Below are 18,240 nucleotides of genomic sequence, written 5' to 3' on the forward strand. Positions count from 1 at the left end.
CCGGAGCAAAGCAGTCGGGTTTTGATGTGCTCCAGCCTTCCCGGCGTTCCACACCGCCCACCGGCCTTGACTTTCATCCAGTGCCCTGCGTGGGACATCCATTTCATAAAGACGCCAAAAGGCGCCCTCTGCCGTGAACAAGAACCTGTGGTTGCTGGCCCTGTGCCAAGGCCTTTTCCTGACCAACAACGTCGTCTTCATCGCCATCAACGGGCTGGTGGGGCTGCAGCTCGCGCCCTTTGGCTGGATGGCCACACTGCCGGTGATGGGCTATGTGGTGGGCGGTGCGCTGTCCACGCCCCTGGTGGCCAGGACGCAAATGCGCTGGGGCCGCAAGGTGTCGTTCCAGATCGGGCTGGCCGTGGCCGTGGTGTCGGCCGCGCTGTGTGCCTGGGCCGCGTTCAGCGCCAGCTTCTGGCTGCTGTGCACGGCCACGGTGGTGGCGGGCTACTACAGCGCCAACGGTGGCCTGTACCGCTTTGCCGCCGCCGAACTGGCCAAGCCGGACTACCGCGAAAAGGCCGTCTCGCTGGTGCTGGCCGGTGGCCTGCTGGGCGCCGTGGCAGGTCCCAACCTGGCCAGTGCCACGCGCACGCTGTTCCCGGTGCCGTTTGCGGGCGCCTACATCGCCCTGATCGGCGTGGCGCTGTTGTCCATGCTGTGTATGGCGGCGATCCGCTTCGAGGCGCAGCCCGTGGTGCTGAATGCGGCGGGGCAGCGCGAGCAGGGGCGCCCGCTCAAGGTGCTGATGCGTCAGCCTGCGTTCATTGTGGCCATTGTGGGCGCCGCGCTGGGCTATGGCGTGATGAACCTGCTGATGGCCGCCACACCGCTGGCCATGCAGGTGTGCGGCTTTGACTTTGATGCCTCGGCACTGGTGCTGGAGTGGCATGTGATCGGCATGTTCGCGCCCGGCTTTGTCACCGGCCACCTCATCAAGCGCTTTGGCGTGCTGCCCATCATGGGCACGGGGGTGTTGCTCAACCTGGCGTGCGTGGCGGTGGCGCTGATGGGCGTGGAGCTGCACCACTTCGGCATTGCGCTGTTCTTCCTGGGCGTGGGTTGGAACTTCCTGTTCACGGGCTCCACCACGCTGGCCATGACGGCCTACCGGCCGGAGGAGAAGGACCGCGCACAGGCGGCCATCAACTTCTGCGTGTACGCCACGCTGGCGCTGAGCGCGTTCTCGTCGGGTGTGCTGGTCACCACACAGGGCTGGACGCTGCTGAACGCCGGTTCGCTGGTGCCGATTGTGGTGACGGGGCTGGCGCTGGCCTGGCTGGGCCTGCAACGCCAGCGCGTTTCAAGCGGTGCCTGAAGCGCGGTCGGCCACAGCACCTTCGGCCTGCGCCGTGGTGCGCAGCCACTGTGCAAAGGCCGCCACCGCAGGGTCTTCCAGCCGCCCCGGCGCCACGAACAGGCTGTAGCCCCGCGCACCGCTGTCGTGGTGCGGGTGGGCCAGCACCAACTCGCCCGATTGCAGTTCGCGCTCCACAAAATAACGCGGCACCAGGCCTAGCCCCAAGTCGGCGCGCACCGCCTCCACCAGCATCGAGAACAGATCAAAACGGTGGCCACCCAGGGTGTGGGCCGGCACGCGCGTGATGCCTGCACGGCCCAGCCAGTCGTCCCACGCACCCAGGCGGGAGCTGAGCTGCAGCAGCGGCACGGCGCGGAAGTCGCCGCGCTCTGTGGCGCGCCGGTGGCGCGACTGCGGCGCACACACCGCTACGCAGACTTCGGGCATCAGCGGCGCGGGCACCACGCCGGGCCAGGCCGCGTCGTCGTACTGCACGGCCACGTCGAACGGGATCTCCGCCATGTAGATCTGCGTGGGGTACACCTGCAGGTGCAGGCTGCAGCCTTTGTGCTGTGCAAGGAAGGCCGGCAGACAGGGCAGCAGCCAGCGCTCGGCAAACACCGGCACGCAGCCCACCAGCAGACGCGCGCCATCGGGCCGCTGGGCCATGGCTTCGAGCGTGTGGTTCTGCAGCCGCAGCAGGTCGCCCACGATCTGCGCGTGGTAGCGGCGGCCCACGTCAGTGAGGGTGGAGCCCCGCGCGCCACGCTGCACCAGCTGCAAGCCCAGCTGGCCCTCCAGCAGGCGCAGCTGCTGGCTCACGGCGCTGTGGGTGAGGCAGAGTTCTTCGGCGGCCTTGCTCACGCCGTGGTGGCGCGCCACAGCATCAAAAACAAGCAGGGCACGGGTGCTGGGGATGTGTTTGCGCATGTAAGAAAAACTGTCGGCTCGGCAGATTAAAGCAGAGCCCGGGGGCGGGGTTCGGTCCAACAATTGCATGGCACTGCATGCCGGCCCGCGGCTCCATCCACGATGGCTGGACAGGCCGGTCACTCCTTCCGTTTGTGTTCGTGTTTCGCTGGATCACCATGACTCTCCCTCTCCGTACCTTCCGTGCCACAGCCCTTGCGGGTGCCATGGCCCTCGCCTGTGCCGCCTTGCTGCCCGGTGCCGCCCATGCGCAGTTCGGCGCCGTGGCGCCCACGCCCACCGTGCTGCGCCCTGCCGTGGACAAGGCCTATGGCCAGCTGATGGCCGCACCCCAGATCCTGCAGCTGCTCGACGCCGTGAAGGCCGACCACGACCGCGCCACCGAAGACCTGCGCATGCTCACCGAGATCGAGGCGCCGCCGTTCAAGGAACAAAAGCGTGCCGAAGCCTTCCTGGCCCGGCTGCAGGCCCTGGGCCTGACCAACGCCGCCATTGACGCCGAAGGCAATGTGGTGGGGGTGCGCAAGGGCACGGGCAACGGGCCCAAGCTGGTCATCTCGGCCCACCTGGACACCGTGTTCCCCTCCGGCACCGACGTGAAGGTGAAGGAGCGCGACGGCAAGCTGTATGCGCCCGGCATTTCCGACAACACGCGCGGACTGGCCGTGCTGCTGTCGTGGCTCAAGGTGCTGAACGACCAGAAGATCGCCACCGTGGGCGACCTGGTGTTTGTGGGCAATGTGGGCGAGGAAGAGCTGGGCAACCTGCGCGGCATGAAGCACCTGTTCAAGGAACACCTGGACATCGACGGCATGGTGGCGCTGGAGCCAGCGCCCGATGGCACGGTGCTGGTGCTGGGCACGGGCAGCCACCGCCACGAGGTGACCTTCAAGGGCCCGGGCGGCCACAGCTACGCCGCGTTCGGCGAGGTGCCCAGCGCCATCCACGGCATGGGCCGCGCCATTGCCAAGATCGCCGAGATCCGCACCCCCAAGAGCCCCAAGACCACCTTCACCGTGGGCACGGTGGGCGGCGGCACGTCCGTCAACACCATCGCGCCCGATGCGCGCATGGCGGTGGACATCCGCTCCGACGAAATGGCCCCGCTGCTGGCCACCGAAAAGCAGGTGCTGGCCGCCGTGGACAGCGCCGTGACCGAAGAGAACGCACGCTGGGGCGTGAACACGCTGAGCGCATCGACCAAGCTCATCGGCGACCGGCCCGGTGGCCGCACCGCCGCCGACACACTGATCGTCGAGGCCGCCGTGCGCGCCAACACGGCCTTTGGCCGCAAGACCGTGCTGGCTGGTGCCAGCACCGATGCCAACGTGCCCATGGCGCTGGGCATCCCCGCCATCGTGATCGGGGGTGGTGGCAAGACGGGCGGCTTCCACGCGCTGTCGGAGTGGATCGACCTGACGGATGCCTGGAAGGGCGCCCAGACCTCGCTGGTCACGGTGCTGGGGCTGGTGGGGGTACAAGGTGTGAGTGCGCCGCTGCTCGACAAGCGCCCACCCCGCACCAAGTAGTGGCGCGGCACCCCAGCGGCGTCACCCCGTTCACGATTGTTGACACGAAGGCGCCTCCGAGGTGCGTACCATGGATGGTTCCGTCCGGGCTGGCGCACTGCCGCCCTTCATTCCTCTACAGGAGAACACCATGGGTTTGCTCGATTCCGTTCTGGGTGCCGTCATCAACAATGCGTCGCAAGGCGGTAACGGCGCCGCTGCATCCGGTGGGGCCGGTGGTGGCCTGGGAGGGCTGATCAGCCTGGCCGCACAAAACCCGCAGCTGGTGCAGGCCGTGATGTCCCTGATCAGCAACGATGGCCCGGTGGGCGGCCTGCCGGGGCTGATGGCCAAGTTTCAGCAGGCTGGGCTGGGCAATGTGATGGCGTCCTGGCTGAGCACGGGGCCGAACCACGCAATATCGGGCGAGCAGCTGTCCCAGGTGCTGGGCAGTGGCCCGCTGGCGCAGATCGCGTCGCAATTGGGTGTGGGCCCCAGCGCTGCGGCGGGGCAACTGGCGCAGGTGTTGCCGGGCCTGGTAGACCACCTGAGCCCCCAGGGCCAGGCGCCCCATGGCGGGTTTGGCAATGCCAACGATCTGCTGGGGATGCTCGGCGGCCTACTTCAAAAATAATAGCAACCGGGTCATATTGCACTAGCGCAACCAGCCGTTTTCTCTGAAATCAGGCCACCCGGCGCCTGCCTACGGCCTTGCAGGCACCGCGCAGCGCCGCACCAGCCATTGCCGCAGCAGGTCGAACACCGGCTCCGCCAGTTCCGGGCTTTCGTTGAACAGCTCGTGGAACAAGGGCTCAAAGCAGTGGGAATGCACCACAGCCTTGGGTGCAGCGGCCGCAAAGGCACGGCTGCCCGCAGGGTTGACCAGTTTGTCGCTGCCCGCCCACATCAGCAGCGTGGGCACGCTCCAGTGCGCAGCACGGGCGACGGTGGCGGGGCCACCCTCGGCAATGAAGCGGGCCAGGCGCGCGCTGATGCGGTCGTGGCACAGCGGATCGGCCAGATAGGCCGCCACCACGGCGCTGTCATGCGAAAGGTACTGTGCGTCCAGCCCATTGCCCACGCGCAGGTTGGGCGCGATGCGCGGCAGCGTGGCCAGCAGCAGTTTTTGCACGGCGCCCAGGCCGGCATCGAGTGCAGGGGAGGACAGCACCAGTGCATCCACCGGCCGCAGGTGCAGGGACACAAACCGCGAGGCCACCAAGCCGCCCATGCTGTGGCCCAGTAGCACCAGGGGTTGCCCTGCCGGCATGCGGGCGCGGGTGGCGTCCACCAGGTCCGCCAGATCGTCCAGCAAGCGCATGTCCGACGTGAGCCCACCGCGCGGCCCGGCCGACTCGCCATGGCCGTATTGGTCATAGCCCCGCACGGCAAACCCCCAGTCGTTGAGGCGGCGGGCCAGCGCGTCATAGCGGCCCACATGCTCGCCCAGGCCGTGCACCAGCAACACCGTCCCCCGGCAGGGCTCGCCCTGCGGCAAGGGCCAGTCCTGCACGGCCAGGTTCTCGCCATCGCTGGCGGTGAAGGTGGTCAGGGTGGAGGGCGCAAGTTCTTCGTCGTTGAGGGTCATGGTGAAAGGGCTGGCACGGACTAGGGAACAGAACGCGGATCAGGCGGGGCGCAATACCGGGGATGCCGAGCAAGGGCCGCCCCGCAGTGAGGGCATCGTCTCCCTTCCCGAAGTCGCGCAGCGATTTCGAGAGAAGGGGGAAGGCGCGCAGCGACTCAGGGGGTTGTACCCGAGCTTTGGGCCATGGCCGCCATCACGTGTGCCACGGAGGCGGTGAGGCGCTTGGCATAGGGCACGTGCAAAAACTCGTTGGGGCCGTGCGCGTTGCTCTTGGGGCCCAGCACGCCGCACACCATCATCTGTGCGGTGGGAAAGCCTTCGCTGAGCATGTTCATGAGCGGGATGGTGCCGCCCTGGCCGATGTAGCCGCAGGGTGCGCCAAAGTGCGCCTGTGAGGCCTCGTTGAGCGCCTGCTCGAACCAGGGTGTGGTGGCCGGGGCATTCCAGCCCGTGGCACCGCCGCCGCTCTGGAAGGTGACCTTGGCCTGGTAGGGCGCGTTGTCTTCCAGCAGCGCTTTCAGGTCCTGCACGGCTTGCGCGGCGTCCACCAGCGGGGGCAGGCGCAGGCTGAGCTTGAAGGCGGTGTAGGGCCGCAGCACGTTGCCCGCGTCCTGCAGCGCCGGAAAGCCCTCGGCACCGGTGACGCTGAGCGTGGGCTCCCAGGTGCGCTTGAGCAGGGCCTGCACCGGGTCGGTGGTGGTGGGCAGTGCAAACGTGGTGGATCCGCCGCAGTCGTAGTGCGCCCAGGGGAAGCGGCGGTACACCTCTTCGCCCAGGATGGCCGCCGTGGCGCGGGCCTGGGCCAGCCGGTCGGCGGGCACTTCGCAATGGAAGCTCTGGGGCAGCAGGCGGCCGGTGGCGCTGTCTTCCAGCCGGTCGAGCACCTGCCGCATGATGCGGAACGACGAGGGCACCAGGCCCGAGGCGTCGCCCGAGTGGATGCCCTCGGTCAGGATCTCGACCTTGAGCGTGCCGCTGGCCATGCCGCGCAGGCTGGTGGTGAGCCACAGCTGGTCGTAGTTGCCGGCGCCCGAGTCCAGGCACACGACCAGCGCCACGTTGCCCATGCGGGGCTTCAGTGCATCGATGTAGGGCAGCAGGTCGCGCGAGCCGCTTTCCTCGCAGGTTTCAATGAGGCCCACGATGCGCGGGTGCGGCACGTTCTGGCGCTTGAGTTCCTGCACCGCAGCGATGCTGGCGTACACCGCATAGCCGTCGTCGGCGCCGCCCCGGCCGTAGAGCTTGCCGTCTTCGTACTTGGGCGTCCAGGGGCCCAGGTCGCTGCGCCAGCCGGAGAACTCGGGCTGCTTGTCCAGGTGGCCGTACATGAGCACGGTGTCGGTGGCGCCTGGCTGGGTGGCGGCGATCTCGAAGAACAGCACCGGGGTGCGGCCTTCCAGGCGCACGATTTCGAGCGTCAGGCCCTCGACCTTTTGCGACTCCACCCAGGCGGCGGCGTTGCGCACCACGGTGTCGAGCAAGCCCAGCTCGGCCCAGTCGGCAGCGAACGTGGGGGACTTGGCGGGGATGGCGATGTAGTCGGTGAGCTGGCGAACAATGTCGCTGTCCCAGGCCTGGCTGACACGCTGCAGGGCAAGCTCAGGCTGAAGGGCTTGGGAGGGCACACGGGCGTTCATGGTGGGGCTCCTGAAGGCAGAAGGTGATCAATCCGCCATTCCAACACAACCCCCCGCCGGGCGCCATCGATCAATACAGAGACTCGGGCAGGGTCTCAGGATTGGCCTGGGCCGCCAGCTGGGCGCTGGGGCGGCGCAAGCCCGTGGCCACCTCGACGCGGTTGCGGCCGTTGTTCTTGGCCTGGTACAGCGCGCGGTCGGCGGCAGCAATCAGCATGTCCCAGCTGTCACCCGACTCCAGCCGCCCGCCAAACACGCCAATGCTCACCGTGACCGCAATGCCGGGGCCGGGTACGCCATCGGCGGGGCAGCGGGACTCCTCGACCGCCTTGCACAGCTCGCGCGCCAGTTGCTCGGCGCCCGTGAGGCCGGTGTCGGGCAGCAGCACCATGAACTCTTCGCCCCCGTAGCGGCCCACCAGGTCCTGCGCACGCACGCGCTGGCGCAGGACGTTGACCACGCTGCACAGCACGCGGTCACCCGCCGGATGGCCGTACTGGTCGTTCACATCCTTGAAGTGGTCGATGTCCACCATCATCAGCGCCATGGGCTCGCGCATGCGCTGGGCACGGGCCACGTCGCGGTCCAGCGCGGCGATCAGCGAGCGGCGGTTGGCCACGCCGGTGAGCGGGTCCAGCGCCGCCAGCACGCGGTTGTTTTCGTCGGCCCGGTCGCGCGACATGAACACAAAACCCACCGAGCTGACGAGCACCACCGAGAACGTGGCCAGAAAGGTCAGCGTTTGCAGCGCGCTGCTTTGCAGGATGCTGGTGGCGTCGGAGTGTGTACTCAGGGCCACAACAGCGCGCCCGCCCAGCACCAGGGCCTCCAGCGCCAGTCCTGCCACCAGCAGCCATTGCCCGCGTCCTACGGTCACGTTCCGCTGCGACAACGCCGCCAACAGCGCCCACACCGCCTGCAGCCCGATGGCCAGGCCCACAAAGCTCACCCGCGCCGGAAAGTTGTCGATGAACACCGAGACAAAAACCAGCACCAGCGCCGGTGGGGCCAGCAGCAGCGGCCAGCGCACCGGCCGCCCCTGGAACTGGTAGACCGCCGCAATCAGGCCCACGAAAACGCTGGACAGCATCAGGTTGCCGACCACGATGGACAACACATCGGGGATCAGGCCGCGCAGCATGATGAGCAGGTGGCCGATGGCGTTGACCAGCAGGGCCGCCGCCCAGCGGCCCAGGCCATCGCGCCGCCGCCCCCAGCCCACCACGGCCATGGAGGCCGCCATCATGAGGGAACTGGCAATGATCATTGCCAGCATGGTGGGGACGTGGGCAGCCATGGATGCGGGTGGACAGGGAGATGGGTGGGGGAATCAAGCCAGCATAAACCAAGCTTTGCAGACCGCAAACCGCCAGATGACCGCCCGGCCGGTTGTCAGGCCCTATTGCAGCTGGGCGGGCGCCCGGGCGCCGCTGCCGGGCGCGTGCTGTCCCTCTCCGTCGCCGGTCTGCCCCATGGGCGCAGCCAGGGCCGCGCGCGCCGAGTAACCCAGGCCACCGTGGGTCGCCGTGCCGTCGCCCCGCGAAAGTTTGAACACCTGTACCGCCCCGGCCAGCCGCGTGGCCTGCTCGCGCAGGCTTTGCGCAGCGGCGGCAGATTGCTCCACCAGCGCGGCGTTCTGCTGCGTCATCTGGTCGAGCTGGTTGACGGCGGTGTTGACCTGGCCGATGCCGTCGGACTGTTCGGTCGATGCGGCCGTGATCTCGCCGATGATGTCGCCCACCCGTTTGACCGAGCCCACGATCTCGTCCATGGTGCTGCCCGCGTTCTGCACCAGGCGCGCGCCCGACTCCACCCGCTCCACCGACGCACCAATCAGCGCCTTGATCTCTCGCGCCGCCTCGGCGCTGCGCCCGGCGAGGTTGCGCACCTCGCTGGCCACCACGGCAAAACCCCGGCCCTGCTCACCCGCCCGTGCGGCTTCCACCGCAGCGTTGAGCGCGAGGATGTTGGTCTGGAACGCGATCGAATCAATCACGCCGATGATGTCGGCGATCTTGCGCGAGCTCTGGTTGATGTCGCCCATGGTGGTGACCACCTCGCCCACCACCTGGCCGCCGCGCGCAGCCACTTCGGCGGCGGTGCTGGCCAGCTGGTTGGCCTGGCGCGCGGCGTCGGCCGACTGGCGCACGGTGGAGGTCAGGTGCTCCATGCTTTGTGCGGTCTGCGCCAGGCTGCTGGCCGTGGCCTCGGTGCGGGCCGACAGGTCCTGGTTGCCGCTGGCAATCTCGGCGCTGGCGGTGGTGATGCTGTCCACGGCATTGCGCACCTGCTGCAGCATTTGCGTATAGCGCTGGCGCATGCCCTCCACCTCCTGCACCAGCGCGCCGATCTCGTCGCGCCGCGTGGTGTGAAAGGCCTCGGTCAGGTCGCCCTGCGCGACCAGCGTGATGGCCTGGGTCAGGTCCTGCAGCGGGCGGCTCACGCCCCGGCGCAGCATGACAAACAGGCCGATGGCCAGCAGCACCACGGCCACGGCCATCAGGCCCCACACGGCCAGCGTCACGCGCCGCTGGCTGGCCATGGCCTCGCCGTCGGCCACCTCGGCCACCACCCACCAGCCGCCACCGGTCTTGCGCACCAGCGCCCAGGGGTTCTCGGCGCCGGTGCCCAGCACGTCTGCGGCCTCGCGCACAAAGCCGTCCTGCGATGCGGCCAGCGCTTCAAAGAAGGGGCGCGCCTGCGGGTAGGCCTCCAGCACGCGCTTGCCACGCGCGGTGGGGTGGTACACAAACACGGCCTGGTCCAGCGAGGTGCCAGGGTTGATCACATAGGTGCCGCCGTGTTCGAAGAACTTCGTCTGCGCCACCTGTTTTTGCAGCATGGCGTGGAACACGCTGATGTCATTGCCGATGAACAGCAGCGCAATGACCTTGCCCGAGGCGTCCTTGGCGGGCAGGTAGTGGCCCATGAAGGGCTTGCCGTTCACCACCGTGACGCCCGTAAAGGGCTCGCCCTTGGACACGGTGGCATACGCCGGGTCGGTGCGGCCAAGCGGCGTGCCCATCTGGCGCTCGCCCTTGTCGCTCTTGACCGAGGTGGTGATGCGGATGAAATCGTCGCCCTTCTTGGCGAACACGGTGGCAATGCCGCCCGTCTCGCTGGCGAATTTGTCGACCGAGCCGTAGTCCTCGTTGACCAGCGCGCCGTAGCTGCGCAGCTCGCCCGAGGCTTCGTCGAGCTGCATGGCGGCCTCGAAGTAGCGCTGAAAGCCCTTCATGGTCAGCTGCACCAGCTCGCGGTTGGTGTTGTCGGCCGCGTCCAGCGACTGCGCCACGCTCTGTGCCGTGTCGCCCACGCTGGCCACCACCTGCGCGCGGGTGCTGCGCTCGGTCAGCACGGCAATCGCCAGCCCCACCAGCACCAGCACCAAGGCCACCAGCGCAATGGCGGTCAACGTGACCTGGCGCGCGACGGATCGGTTGTTGGCAAGGGATGCGGGCATGCGGGGTGTCTCCTGGAATGGAATGCGAAAAGCCGGCTGGGCCGGTCTGCATTCACTCTAAGCGCAGCACCTTGTTACATTTATTCACGCATTCCCTTACGCATTCCCTTACGCATTCGCGCGTATTGGTGCCGACCGCCGAAACGATCTATGCGGGGTGCGGGGCGCGGCTGCGCAGGGCCCAGTCCCGCCAGCCGAGCCCCTGTGACGTGCCTGCCGCCGGGGTGTATTCGCACCCCACCCAGCCCGTGTAGCCCAGGGCGTCGATGGTGTCGAGCAGGAACGGGTAGTGCAGCTCGCCCCGGTCGGGCTCATTGCGTGCGGGCACGCCCGCCACCTGGATATGGGCCACGCGGCCCGTGGGCAGGTAGCGCTGCAGCTTGCCGTGCAGGTCCCCCTCCACCAGCTGGCAGTGGTACAGGTCCATCAGCACCTTCAGGTGGGGCACCTGGGCCGCGTCGAGCAGCTCGTGCGCATGGTCCTGCCGGTTCAGAAAATAACGCGGCACGTCGCGCAGGTTGGTGGGCTCGATGAGGATGTCACACCCCACACGCGCGGCCTGCTCTGCCGCCCAGCGCAGGTTGCCCACGCACAGGGCCTTGAGCGATTCGCGCTCCACCCCCGGCGGCACGGTGCCGCACAGCAGGTTGATGAACGGGCAGCGCAGTTGCTCGGCATACCGCAGGGCCTCCAGCACACCGGCGCGAAACTCTGCCTCCCGACCCGGCTGCGCTGCGAGGCCCCGTGCGCCCTGGTCCCAGGCGTGGGCCATGTCGGTGGGCGCGAACCCGCCCGCCGGGGCGTTGAACAGCACCAGCTGCAGGCCGTTGTCCTGCAGCCGGGCAGCGATCTCGCGGGGCTCGAAAGCGTAGGGGAAGTGCAGTTCCACCGCCCGGAACCCGTCGTGCGCCGCCGCCGCAAAACGGTCGAGCAAGGGCAGCTCGGTGTACATCAGGCTCAGGTGGGCGGCAAACTGGGGCATGGGGGCAGTGCGAAGAGGCAACTTCAAAGCGACGCAGCTTATCGTGTAGCCAACGAGCCCATTGCCCGCCCAGAGCGCTGTGGAGCCTGAATTTGTGCCAAATTCGCCTCTAGCGCTAGTTTCATATGCCTTTACAGCTATATATTTTATAGCAATCTCAGGATCACCCATGCGCATCGGAGAACTCGCCCAACGCACCGGCACCACGCCCAAGGCCATCCGGCTGTATGAGTCGCGGGGCCTGCTGGGCACGGTGGCGCGCGCGGGCAGCTACCGCCACTATGGCAAGGCCGATGTGGCCCGCGTGTTGCTGATCCGCCGGGCCCAGGCGCTGGGCTTTCGGCTGTCGGAGCTGGACGGACTGCCCCACATCGACACCGCTGCAGGCTGGGACCGCATGGCCCAACTGGTGGCCGGACGGCGGGCCGCCGTGGCGCAGGAGCTGGCACGCCTGGCAGCGCTGGACGCACAACTGGCCGCACTGGAAGCCGAGCTGCACACCTGCGACACGCTGGCCGTGCCCGTGGCACCCGAAGCCTGCACTGCACCCTCCACACTGGCGGTGGCACCTCCAGCGCACAGCCCCGCGCAATTTGGTGCAGCGACCACAGCGGGCGCTGCGAGATCCACCGGGACTTGACCTGACCGCTTGACTCTGCCCCGTGGGGCAAGGTGACCATGGCGCCATCAACAACACCGAGATGGAGCGTCTGTGGCAGAGCAACACAACATTCTGGTCATCCTGGGCCACCCCGCCGCCGGGAGCCTGTGCGCGGGCATGGCACGTGCCTATGCCGAGGGCGCCCGGCACGCCGGGGCGCAGGTGCGCTTTCTGGACGTGGGTCAGCTGACCTTCAACCCCCTGTTCCAGGGCTATGGCGCTACCCAGCCGCTGGAACCCGACCTGCTGGCCGCACAGGCTGACATCAGCTGGGCGCACCACCTGGTGTGGGTGTACCCCATCTGGTGGGGCGCCATGCCCGCGCTGCTCAAGGGTTTTATCGACCGCGTGCTGCTGCCCGGCTATGCCTTCAAGTACCGCAAAGGCTCATCGCTGTGGGACAAGCTGCTGACCGGCCGATCGGCCGAGCTGCTGGTGACCATGGACTCGTCGCCCTGGTACTTCCGCTGGGTCACGCGCATGCCGGGGCACCACCAGATGAAGAAAGCCATCCTGGAGTTCTGCGGCATCCGGCCCGTGCAGGTGCACAGCTTTGGCCCGGTGCGCAGCGCCAGCGCCGACCGGCTGGCACTGTGGGTGGAGAAGGCGCGGCAACTGGGGTTGCGCCAGGGGGCGCGTTCCGCACCGGGCAAGCCGCGCCCGGCACCTGTTACTTCGTCGCCTTCGCCGTGAAGGCCTGCACTGCAGCACGGCCCACCGCCGAGTCGTCGGTGAAGAAACCATCGATGCCTGCGCGCAGGTAGGCCGTGATCTCGGCCACGCTGTCGCCGCGCACGGTGCCATCAGTGATCGGCGCCTTCTTCAGACCGGCGGGCAGGAAGGCGTTTTCGGGCCGCAGCGTCCAGATATGCACTGCCAGCCCGGCGGCATGGGCCTGCGCGACCAGCGGCGTGGGCTCGCCGGGCACACCGTCCTTCACCGGCACCACCAGGGTCTTGAACGGGCCGATGGCGTTGGCGTAAGTGGCCACCTGCTTCAGGCCCTCGGGCGTGATCAGGTCGGCATAAGCGCGCGTGTTGGCCGCGCCCTGGGCCACAAAGTCATAGGGCCGGCCCGAAGGGGCGACCAGCTGCACCAGGCGCACGCTGCTGAGCTTGCGGATCGCCTGCAGGTTGCTGACCTCGAATGACTGCACGAACACGGGCGCGTCCTTGTGGTTCCAGCCGTTCTTCTCCAGCACGGCCAGCAGCGGCGCCTCCAGCGGCAGGCCGATGGACTGGAAATAGGTGGGGTGTTTGGTCTCGGGGTAGATGCCGATGGTGCGACCGGTCTTGGCCGTGGCCGCCTTGGCCAGGTCGATCACTTCCTGCAAGGTGGGCACCTCGAACTGGCCGTTATAGGCCACGTTGGCCGGGCGCTGTGCAGGGATGCGCTCGCGGGCGCGCAGGGTTTTGAGCTCGGCCAGCGTGAAGTCTTCGGTGAACCAGCCGGTGATGGCCTGGCCGTCGATGGTCTTGGTGGTTTTACGGCCCGCGAACTCGGGGCGGTCCACCACGTCGGTGGTGGCTTCCTTCACAGAGCCATCGGCGCCCAGGATGGCGATGGCGTTCTCGTGCCGCGCCACCAGCACGCCGTCCTTGGTGATGACCAAGTCGGGCTCGATGATGTCGGCACCGTCGTCAATGGCCTTTTGGTACGCGGCCAGCGTGTGCTCGGGCCGCAGCGCCGAGGCGCCCCGGTGGGCAATGACGGTGGGGGTGGGCGGCCAGGCCTGGGCGACGGCGCCCAGCGCCCAGGTGGTCAACAGCGCGGCAGCGGTCACTGCGCGCAGTGCAATGCGTTTCATGCGGGTCTCCTACAAACGGAGCCCGCACCTTAGCCGATGCGCTTGACAGCGGCGTGTCGCCGGGGCGTACACCCCGGTAAGCGCTACGCGTGTTCGAAGTGGAAGACGGCGGTGCCCGCGCGTGCGTTGGGCAGCCAGCGCACTTCCTGTCCATCCTGCAGGCCGAAGGCATCCAGGATGCGCAGGCTGTTCTTGGTGGCCAGCACTTCGAAGTCCTTGTAGGTGCCCACGCGGATGTTGGGCGTGTCGTACCACTGGTAGGGCAGGCGCCGCGTCACGGGCATGCGTCCGCGCAGGATGGACAGGCGGTTGGGCCAGTGCGCAAAGTTGGGAAACGCCACCACACCCGTGCGGCCTACGCGCGCCGTCTCGCGCAGCATGGTTTCGGCATTGCGCAGGTGCTGCAGCGTGTCGATCTGCAGCACCACGTCAAAGCTGTTGTCGTCGAACATGGCCAGCCCCTCGTCGAGGTTGAGCTGGATCACATCCACCCCGCGCTGCACGCAGGCCAGCACGTTGGCGTCGTCGATCTCCACACCATAGCCGCTGCAGCCGCGCTCGCGCTGCAGGTAGTCGAGCATGGCGCCGTTGCCACAGCCCAGGTCGAGCACGCGCGAGCCGGGGGGCACCAGGCGCGCCAGGGCTTGCATCGCCGCTTTTTCGGTCATGGTTGCAACTCCTTGGCAATGCTATCGAAGTAAGAGCGCATGACGCCCATGTACCGGGCGTCATCGAGCAAAAAGGCATCGTGCCCGTGGGGCGCATCGATCTCGGCGTAGCTCACGCTGCGGCGGTTGTCGAGCAGGGCCTTCACGATCTCACGGCTGCGCTTGGGCGAAAAGCGCCAGTCGGTGGTGAAACTCACCAGCAGGAACCTGGCCTGCGCCCGGGCCAGGGCCCGCGTGAGGTTGCCGGCATGGGTGCGCGCGGGGTCGAAGTAGTCCAGCGCCCGGGTGATGAGCAGGTAGGTGTTGGCGTCGAAGTAGTCGCTGAACTTGTCGCCCTGGTAGCGCAGGTAGCTTTCGATCTGGAACTCGATGTCCTGCGTGCTGTATTTCAGGTCGATGCCTTCACGCAGCTGACGCCCGAACTTCTCGTTCATCACGTCGTCGCTGAGGTACGTGATGTGGCCGATCATGCGGGCAATGCGCAGGCCACGCTTGGGGATCACGCCGTGGCGGTAAAAGTGGCCGCCGTGGAAGTCCGGGTCGGTCACGATGGCGCGGCGGGCGACTTCGTTGAAGGCGATGTTCTCGGCCGTGAGGTTGGGCGCACTGGCCACCACCACCGCGTGGCGCATGCGCTCGGGGTACTGCAGCGTCCAGCTGAGCGCCTGCATGCCGCCCAGGCTGCCACCCAGCACCGCCGCCAGTTGCTGGATGCCCAGACGGTCCAGCAACCGCGCCTGGGCGTTGACCCAGTCTTCCACCGTGACCACGGGGAAGTCCGCTCCATAAACCTCGCCGGTGTCCGGGTGGTGGTGCATGGGCCCGGTGGAGCCAAAACAAGAGCCCAGATTGTTCACGCCGATGACAAAGAAGCGGTCGGTGTCCACGGGCTTGCCGGGGCCGATCATGTTGTCCCACCAGCCCTCGCTCTTGTCCTGCCCGGCGTACACGCCCGCCACATGGTGCGAGGCGTTGAGGGCGTGGCACACGAGCACGGCGTTCGAGCGGTCGGCATTGAGCGTGCCGTAGGTCTCAAAGGCCAGGTGGTAGTCGCGGATGGACGCGCCGCTTTGCAGCGGCAGCGCATCCGGGAAATGCATGGACTGGGGTGTGGCGATGAACGACATAGTTGGAACTGGTAAGCCCTCACGTTCCACCGCTTGCACACGCCGCAAGCCCCTTGAGGAGCCGCTGTCACCGAGGGCAAAACCTCGGCAAAAAAATACCCGGCGTCGCTAAAAACGAGGCCGGGCAGGTGTGTCGGACGGGTCTTTAGCAGAATTTATAAAGCGCCCGCAAGCTGTGGCAAATCGGCGCGTCTGGCAAATATACCAAAGCAGCGCCGCGTCGCCCAGCCCGTCGCACCGATCAGGTCAGCCTGCGGACGAAAAAATCGCCAGCAGCCCCAACACCAGAAAGATGGCGGCAGACACCAGATGCACCGCGCGAATCGGCACCTTGCGCGTGATGCGCTCGCCCAGCCAGACCACGGGCGCATTGGCCAGCATCATGCCCAACGTGGTGCCCGCCACCACCCAGAGGTAAGCGTTGTATTTGGCAGCCAGCATGACCGTCGCAATCTGGGTCTTGTCGCCCATCTCAGCCAGGAAGAATGCGACCACGGTGGTGCCAAACACACCCCAGCGTGGCGATCCGTCGGCTTCGCCTTCGTCCAGCTTGTCGGGGATCAGCATCCAGACCGCCATGGCGATGAATGAGGCGCCCAAAATCCAGCGCAGCACCTGGGGGCCCAGGAAGGTGGTCACCCAGGCACCGACAGCGCCTGCCAGGCCGTGGTTGACCAGCGTGGCCACCAGGATACCCAGCACGATGGGCCAGGGTTTGCGAAAGCGTGCTGCCAGCACCAGAGCGAGCAGCTGCGTCTTGTCGCCCATCTCGGCGAGCGCGACGATGGCGGTGGAAATGAAGAAGGCTTCCATGGGGGAGGGGGTCCTATCCGGCCGGATGGGTGGAAAACGCATTGACTGCACCCCGACTCCGGCCATGTGGATCGGTTTGCAGTCAATGGTCTCGCCCAGCTCAAAAGCCGCATACGCCATAGGTCTCAAAGAACCCAAGTGTGTTGACGCATGCCCCCGGCGCATTGCGCGGCCGGGCGGGCTACTCCCCAAAGACCCACGGATTTTACCCTATGGTTTGCCCTGAAATTCCCCGAAAAACCACGCCGACCCGGTGTTTTGAGCCCATCTGCCCAGAAATAAAACCCCACGGGCCCCATAAAGTGATTAATAATGGATTCGCTTTTCTGCTTGCAGAAGGGCAGTTAGCTTAGCGGTGAATGGTCAGTTTCGCGTCTTTGAAGTCGTCACAGGTTTGTTGATTGCGTCGGGCTCCATCGCGTTTTTGTGTTTTTTCAGGAGTCCTTCATGGGCAACAAACTTTACGTGGGCAACCTGCCCTACTCTTTCCGCGACGAAGATCTGCAGCAGACCTTCAGCCAGTACGGCTCGGTTGGCAGCGCCAAGGTCATGATGGAACGTGACACCGGCCGCTCCAAGGGTTTCGGCTTTGTCGAAATGGGCAGCGATGCTGAAGCCCAAGCCGCCATCCAAGGCGTGCATGGTCAAAACTTCGGTGGCCGTGACCTCGTGGTCAACGAAGCCCGTCCTATGGAGCCCCGCGCTCCCCGTAGCGGTGGCTTCGGTGGCGGCAATGGCGGCGGCGGCGGTTACGGCGGTGGCCGTAGCGGTGGCGGCGGTTACGGCGGTGGCGGCGGTGGTGGCTACGGCGGTGGCCGTAGCAGCTACTAATAAGTCCTTATCGGCAGTCCTCAGGGCCTGCCGACGGCAAAAAAAGGAGCCTTCGGGCTCCTTTTTGCGTTCTGGCGCGGCACGGACACCACAGCGCGCAAAGCCCCCTTGCTTTTTCTCCAAAAGTGTGGCGCATAATGGTCTGGCGGGTTTGGCCCGCATTTCAAGTTTGCGGTGATCCGTCAGTTTCGCGCTGAGAGCGTCATTGAGATTAGCTGGCTGCGTTTTGGGGACTCCATCGCTTTATCCATGTGTTTTTGAGGAGTCCCTCGATGGGCAACAAACTGTACGTCGGCAACCTGCCTTACTCGGTGCGCGACGGTGATCTGGAACAGGCCTTTGGCCAGTTCGGTGCCGTGACCAGCGCCAAGGTCATGATGGAGCGCGACACGGGTCGCTCCAAAGGCTTCGGCTTTGTGGAGATGGGCAGCGACGCAGAAGCCCAGGCCGCTATCAACGGCATGAACGGCCAACCCCTCGGCGGCCGCAGCATTGTGGTGAACGAAGCCCGCCCCATGGAACCACGCCCACCCCGTAGCGGTGGTTTCGGCGGTGGTGGTGGTGGCGGCGGCTACGGCGGCGGCCGCAGCGGTGGCGGCGGATATGGCGGCGGCCGTGAAGGCGGCGGTGGCTATGGTGGTGGCCGCGAGGGCGGCGGCGGTGGATACGGCGGCGGCCGCGAAGGTGGTGGCGGGGGCTATGGCGGCGGTGGCCGCAGCGAAGGTGGCTTTCGCAGCCCGTACGGCTCGGGTTCGCGCAACGGTGGTGGCGGCGGCCGCAATGGCGGCGGTGGTGGCTACGGTGGCGGCGGCAACGGCGGCTACTGAACCACACCCGTTTTTCTGTCACAAGGGCCCTTCAGGGCCCTTTTTCATGGCAGCTGCACGTCGAGATAGCAATCTCCATCGCCCCCGGCGCCTTGGGG

At 67.0% G+C, this 18,240-nt stretch carries 17 protein-coding genes and 1 riboswitch; of the genes, 7 read left to right on the forward strand and 10 right to left on the reverse strand.

The window, feature by feature from the left end; all coding sequences use genetic code 11:
* Positions 1-133: 133 nt before the first annotated feature.
* Positions 134-1,318 carry an MFS transporter gene (locus C8C96_RS03515; protein WP_121941440.1) on the forward strand — a complete coding sequence of 395 codons (1,185 nt, stop codon included), beginning with the start codon at positions 134-136 and terminating at the stop codon, positions 1,316-1,318.
* On the opposite strand, the gene C8C96_RS03520 is transcribed toward C8C96_RS03515, so the two are convergent.
* Positions 1,304-2,230 (reverse strand): LysR family transcriptional regulator, encoded by a 927-nt coding sequence (locus C8C96_RS03520; protein WP_121941441.1) that lies wholly within the window; start codon positions 2,228-2,230, stop codon positions 1,304-1,306. The genes C8C96_RS03515 and C8C96_RS03520 overlap by 15 nt on opposite strands.
* Before the next feature lie 158 nt (positions 2,231-2,388).
* Between C8C96_RS03520 and C8C96_RS03525 the strand changes: the two genes are divergently transcribed.
* Together C8C96_RS03525 and C8C96_RS03530 are read left to right on the forward strand one after the other, a co-directional pair.
* Positions 2,389-3,759, forward strand: a complete 1,371-nt coding sequence (locus C8C96_RS03525; protein ID WP_121943856.1) for a M20/M25/M40 family metallo-hydrolase — start codon at positions 2,389-2,391, stop codon at positions 3,757-3,759.
* Positions 3,760-3,889: 130 nt separating this feature from the next.
* Complete coding sequence (locus C8C96_RS03530; RefSeq protein WP_121941442.1) at positions 3,890-4,372, forward strand: YidB family protein; 483 nt, start codon at positions 3,890-3,892, stop codon at positions 4,370-4,372.
* A gap of 69 nt (positions 4,373-4,441) precedes the next feature.
* On the opposite strand, the gene C8C96_RS03535 is transcribed toward C8C96_RS03530, so the two are convergent.
* From C8C96_RS03535 to C8C96_RS03555, 5 genes are all read right to left on the reverse strand, one after another.
* Complete coding sequence (locus tag C8C96_RS03535) at positions 4,442-5,326, reverse strand: alpha/beta hydrolase (protein WP_121941443.1); 885 nt, start codon at positions 5,324-5,326, stop codon at positions 4,442-4,444.
* Positions 5,327-5,481: 155 nt separating this feature from the next.
* On the reverse strand, positions 5,482-6,963 hold the full coding sequence (locus C8C96_RS03540; protein ID WP_121941444.1) for a M20 family metallopeptidase: 1,482 nt from the start codon (positions 6,961-6,963) through the stop codon (positions 5,482-5,484).
* Between the two features lie 70 nt (positions 6,964-7,033).
* The gene (locus tag C8C96_RS03545; protein ID WP_121941445.1) at positions 7,034-8,260 is read right to left on the reverse strand and encodes a GGDEF domain-containing protein; all 1,227 of its coding nucleotides are present in this window, start codon (positions 8,258-8,260) and stop codon (positions 7,034-7,036) included.
* 102 nt (positions 8,261-8,362) lie between these two features.
* Positions 8,363-10,426, reverse strand: a complete 2,064-nt coding sequence (locus C8C96_RS03550; RefSeq protein ID WP_121941446.1) for a methyl-accepting chemotaxis protein — start codon at positions 10,424-10,426, stop codon at positions 8,363-8,365.
* Between the two features lie 148 nt (positions 10,427-10,574).
* Positions 10,575-11,408, reverse strand: a complete 834-nt coding sequence (locus C8C96_RS03555; protein WP_121941447.1) for a hydroxypyruvate isomerase family protein — start codon at positions 11,406-11,408, stop codon at positions 10,575-10,577.
* A 169-nt stretch (positions 11,409-11,577) separates the two neighbouring features.
* On the opposite strand from C8C96_RS03555, the gene C8C96_RS03560 reads away from it, so the two are divergent.
* Positions 11,578-12,048 (forward strand): MerR family transcriptional regulator, encoded by a 471-nt coding sequence (locus tag C8C96_RS03560; protein ID WP_121941448.1) that lies wholly within the window; start codon positions 11,578-11,580, stop codon positions 12,046-12,048.
* Between the two features lie 72 nt (positions 12,049-12,120).
* Positions 12,121-12,762, forward strand: a complete 642-nt coding sequence (locus tag C8C96_RS03565; RefSeq protein WP_121941449.1) for an NAD(P)H-dependent oxidoreductase — start codon at positions 12,121-12,123, stop codon at positions 12,760-12,762.
* On the opposite strand, the gene C8C96_RS03570 is transcribed toward C8C96_RS03565, so the two are convergent.
* The 4 genes from C8C96_RS03570 to C8C96_RS03585 all read right to left on the reverse strand — a co-directional run bounded on the left by C8C96_RS03570 (position 12,740) and on the right by C8C96_RS03585 (position 16,484).
* Positions 12,740-13,876, reverse strand: coding sequence for a glycerophosphodiester phosphodiesterase (locus C8C96_RS03570; protein WP_121941450.1), 1,137 nt, complete (start codon positions 13,874-13,876; stop codon positions 12,740-12,742). The genes C8C96_RS03565 and C8C96_RS03570 overlap by 23 nt on opposite strands.
* Before the next feature lie 83 nt (positions 13,877-13,959).
* Positions 13,960-14,544: a methionine biosynthesis protein MetW gene (gene metW, locus C8C96_RS03575; RefSeq protein WP_055402134.1), complete on the reverse strand. Its 585-nt coding sequence runs from the start codon at positions 14,542-14,544 to the stop codon at positions 13,960-13,962.
* On the reverse strand, positions 14,541-15,671 hold the full coding sequence (locus tag C8C96_RS03580) for a homoserine O-acetyltransferase (protein WP_108498593.1): 1,131 nt from the start codon (positions 15,669-15,671) through the stop codon (positions 14,541-14,543). Before C8C96_RS03580 ends, metW begins: the two co-directional genes overlap by 4 nt.
* Positions 15,672-15,917: 246 nt before the next feature.
* On the reverse strand, positions 15,918-16,484 hold the full coding sequence (locus tag C8C96_RS03585) for a TMEM165/GDT1 family protein (RefSeq protein WP_056056786.1): 567 nt from the start codon (positions 16,482-16,484) through the stop codon (positions 15,918-15,920).
* A gap of 16 nt (positions 16,485-16,500) precedes the next feature.
* A riboswitch (yybP-ykoY riboswitch) is annotated at positions 16,501-16,686 on the reverse strand.
* Between the two features lie 245 nt (positions 16,687-16,931).
* Between C8C96_RS03585 and C8C96_RS03590 the strand changes: the two genes are divergently transcribed.
* Both C8C96_RS03590 and C8C96_RS03595 read left to right on the forward strand, forming a co-directional pair.
* Positions 16,932-17,315, forward strand: a complete 384-nt coding sequence (locus C8C96_RS03590; RefSeq protein ID WP_056056787.1) for an RNA-binding protein — start codon at positions 16,932-16,934, stop codon at positions 17,313-17,315.
* A 272-nt stretch (positions 17,316-17,587) separates the two neighbouring features.
* Entirely contained in the window at positions 17,588-18,142 is a 555-nt protein-coding gene (locus C8C96_RS03595) for an RNA-binding protein (protein ID WP_056742615.1), read from the forward strand.
* The last annotated feature ends 98 nt before the right edge of the window (positions 18,143-18,240 follow it).

The sequence above is a fragment of the Acidovorax sp. 100 genome, assembly GCF_003688355.1.
Lineage (GTDB): Bacteria > Pseudomonadota > Gammaproteobacteria > Burkholderiales > Burkholderiaceae_C > Acidovorax > Acidovorax delafieldii.